3 protein-coding genes and 1 pseudogene are annotated in these 3,623 nt (G+C 66.5%); all 4 read left to right on the forward strand.

Features of this window, described 5'->3' with window-relative positions; all coding sequences use genetic code 11:
- Positions 1-125 (forward strand): annotated as a pseudogene (locus H0U68_RS09240) (IS630 family transposase); the annotation flags it as partial.
- Positions 126-148: 23 nt separating this feature from the next.
- Entirely contained in the window at positions 149-1,063 is a 915-nt protein-coding gene (locus tag H0U68_RS09245) for an NAD(P)-dependent oxidoreductase (protein WP_296354840.1), read from the forward strand.
- Between the two features lie 47 nt (positions 1,064-1,110).
- Entirely contained in the window at positions 1,111-1,530 is a 420-nt protein-coding gene (locus H0U68_RS09250) for a VOC family protein (protein ID WP_296354842.1), read from the forward strand.
- A 122-nt stretch (positions 1,531-1,652) separates the two neighbouring features.
- Positions 1,653-3,488, forward strand: a complete 1,836-nt coding sequence (locus H0U68_RS09255) for a galactose oxidase-like domain-containing protein (RefSeq protein WP_296354844.1) — start codon at positions 1,653-1,655, stop codon at positions 3,486-3,488.
- Positions 3,489-3,623: the final 135 nt, after the last annotated feature.

A 3,623-nucleotide genomic window follows, 5' to 3' on the forward strand; every position in this document is an offset into this window, starting at 1 on the left:
GCATCGACCATTTCGTCAACGCTCACAACCAAAACTGTCAGCCGTTCAAATGGACTGCGACCGCCGATTCGATCCTTGAAAAGCTGCATCGACTTTGCTCACGTATTATCGGGACAGGACACTAGCAGTGACGAACCTGGAGGCAAGCATGCTTCGCATCGGCGTTTTCGGTTTGATCGATCCGTGCGTGGTCGAGTCGCTCGGCGGGCACCACGTGGTGCGCCAGGAAAGACCCACGCCATCCGGCCTTCAGCCTCTCGTCGGGGATCTGGACGGCATCGTGATACGCAGTCCGTTCAGATTGGACGACGCGTGCGCCCTGGCCGCGACGCGCCTGCAGTGGATCATCAGGGCCGGCGCGGGCATCGACAACATCTCGCCCCTCTTCCGCGAGAAAGGAGTTCGCGTTCGCACCACGCCGATCAGCGCCGGCTCGGTGGCGGAATTGGTGATCGGATTGGCGATCGGACTGCTTCGGGGCATCCGCCCTGCGCACGATTCGTTGCGGCAGGGCCTGTGGAAAAAGGAGCTCTTCATCGGTGGGGAGCTGCGTGGAAGAACGCTCGGAATCCTGGGCTATGGCCGGATCGGGCGGCAGGTGTCGCGGCTGATGCATGGATTGGGTGCGCGCATCGTGGCGTTCGACCGCACCCCCGATGCGCCGGACAAGCGCCGCGCCGCTGAGGACACCGATGCACGGTTGATGTCCATGGAGGCGCTGTTTGCCGAGGCCGATATCGTCGTTGCATGCCTTCCCGGAACTCCGCAGACCCTGCACCTCCTGAACGAGGAGCGCTTCGCGCAGTTCCGGCGCGGGGCGTTTCTCATCAACGTCGGACGGGGCTCTCTCATCGAGTACCCGGCGCTGGTGGCCGCGCTGGATTCCGGGCGCCTCGCAGGTGTGGCACTGGATGCATACGAAGTCGAGCCGCCGGGACATCTTGCGATTTTCGATCGGGACAACGTACTGTGCACCCCCCACCTGGGAGCCCAGACCGGAGAGGCCCAGAAGGCGGTCGGTTCCGGTGTCGTGGCACACCTGCATGAGCTGTTGAACTGTTAGGCTCCGCGCCGCGGATCGTCCATCCGCGCTGCACAGGAGCAACCAGCATGAAGCCTCGCATCACCCTCATCACCCTTGGCGTCGACGACCTGGAACGGTCGCTGCGCTTTTACCGCGACGGCCTGGGGCTGCCCACCGAGGGCATCATCGGCCAGGAGTTCGCGCACGGCCAGGTCGTGTTCTTCGAACTGGAAGGCGGCACTAAGCTGGCGCTGTGGGCACGCAAGGACCTGGCGCATGACGCCGGCATTGCACAGCAGCCGCCGAGCGCCTCCGAGTTCGCGCTCGCCAGCAACGTGGTGTCGCAAGCCGAGGTCGACGCCGTGATGGCGCAGGCAAGTGCCGCCGGCGCCGTTGTGGTGAAGCCGGCGGGAAAGACGTTCTACGGCGGCTACGCCGGCTATTTCCAAGACCCGGACGGGCACATTTGGGAGATTGCCTACAACCCGCAGATGCTGCCCTCCTGAATTGACGCCAGCTGATCCGCTGCGCCTGACGCGTGGTCGGGGCAAAGGTCCCACACGCATAAGGCTGTGTTTGGGAACAATATCCATTGTTCGGGCAAAGCCATGCCCGAAGGAAACTTCCCATGCACACATACAGTCCTGCCCGGCGGCCTGCCGCCTGGGCTTCCTCCTGCCTTGTCCCGCTGCTGGCTTTCGCGACCGGCACGATTTCCGCCGCAACCCCGGCGCTGCCGCCCGCGGCAGTAAACCTCTGCCTGCCCGCAGCCGCCGAGGCCGCCGTCCACAAGCGCGAGAGCGACCTGCTGGGCGGCGGGCACGCCGACCAGCACCGCAGCGCGCGGCGCCAGCAATGCGAGGCGCAGCGCGGGTTGCGCCCCGTCCCGGCCCGGGGACAGGCCACACCGGCGCCGCGCACCATCAGCGACGACGCCCTGGTGCGGCAGGCGTCCGCGGGGCGCACTTCGGGGTCGCGCCAGGTGTTCGATGCGGCCGTGGTGGCGGCGGCCGACCTGGCATCCACGCTCGGGCGCTGGAGCGACCCTTTCATTATTCCGGTGGTCGGCGTCACAGCGGTGCTGCTGCACACTGGCAAGGTGATGTTCTGGTCCTATGACCCGGTGGATTACCACAACCCCGCCAACTCGCGCAACGGCGTGGCCTACATCTGGGACCCGGCCACCCGCACCGGCCGCAACATCGCGCCGCCGGAAAACATCTGGTGCGCGGGCCAGACCATCCTGTCCGACGGCCGCGTCTATGTCGCCGGCGGCAACCTGCGCTACCCCGACCAGAATGCACCCCCCGGGACCAGCAGCTGGGAAGGGCTGCTGAGCAACTACACCTTCAACCCGATCGCCGAAATCTGGGCACGCCAGCCCGACATGGCGCGCGGGCGCTGGTACCCCACGACAACCAAGCTCGCCGACAACCGGGTGATCATCACCAGCGGCATCGACGAGACCGGCAGCGGCGCCATCACCAACGGGGTCGAGCTGTTCACGCCCGCGGCCAACATCAACGGCATCGGCACGATGCAGGTGGTGTCGATGCACAACCCCACCGGGGTGTACCCGCTGCAGTACCTGCTGTCCTCGGGCAGCATGCTGGAGTCCGGCCCCAACCTGGCGACCAGCAACCTGCTGCAGCCCAACACCTGGACGTGGACCGCCACGCCGCCGATGTCGAGCAACCACTACTACCTGGGCAGCGGCGCCATCTACACCGACCAGGCAGTGACGCCCGCGCGCCAGACGGTGATGGTGGCAGGCGGCCACACCGAGACGGTGGCCGTCGCGGGCAACCAGTGGATGGACGGGAACAACCCGATGGCCGGCTGGCAGGAGTACCCCAAGTGGAACAAGCCGCGCCACAACGCCAACGTGATCCTGCTGCCGGACGGCAGCCTGTTCACCGTGGGCGGCAACGCCGGCCTGTACGGCTACGAGAATCCCATCTTCGACACCGAGCTCTACACCAAGCGCGCCGACGACACCACGGGCAGCTGGACGCTGGCCGCCAAGCACGTGGTGCAGGCCGGCTACCACTCCAGCGCCATCCTGCTGCCAGATGCCACGGTGCTGCTCTCGCAGGACGACATGGACTCGTCGGCGGCGGCCGCCTTCCAGCACAAGGCGCAGGTGTATTCGCCGCCGTACCTGTTCCGCGGCGCGCAGCCGCAGATCACGGCGGTGCCGGCGCAGCTGGCCTACGGGCAGAGCTTCGACATCACGACCAACCGCGCGACGGTGAGCGCGATGCTGGTCGCCCCCGGCGCCACCACCCACGGCAACGACATGCACCAGCGCGCGATCCGGCTGGAGGCGCTGGCCGTGGGCACGACCAAGCTGTCCGCCAAGATCCCCGCCTCCGGCACCGTCGCCCCTCCGGGCTACTACATGCTGTTCGTGGTGGACGCGCAGGGCATCCCGTCCGTCGCGAAGTGGGTGCGCGTCACATAAGCGCGCCCTAGCTGTGATGTCTCAATAGGTTGTTCATCCGTCCCGGATTTGGGAAGCTGTGGTTACCAGGCCCCAGGAACCCATCTCAGGAGAACGGATGAACAGCCATAAGCATGCGCGATTGACGCCCGCAGG

The organism is Ramlibacter sp., assembly GCF_013697775.1.
Classification (GTDB): Bacteria; Pseudomonadota; Gammaproteobacteria; order Burkholderiales; family Burkholderiaceae_C; genus Ramlibacter.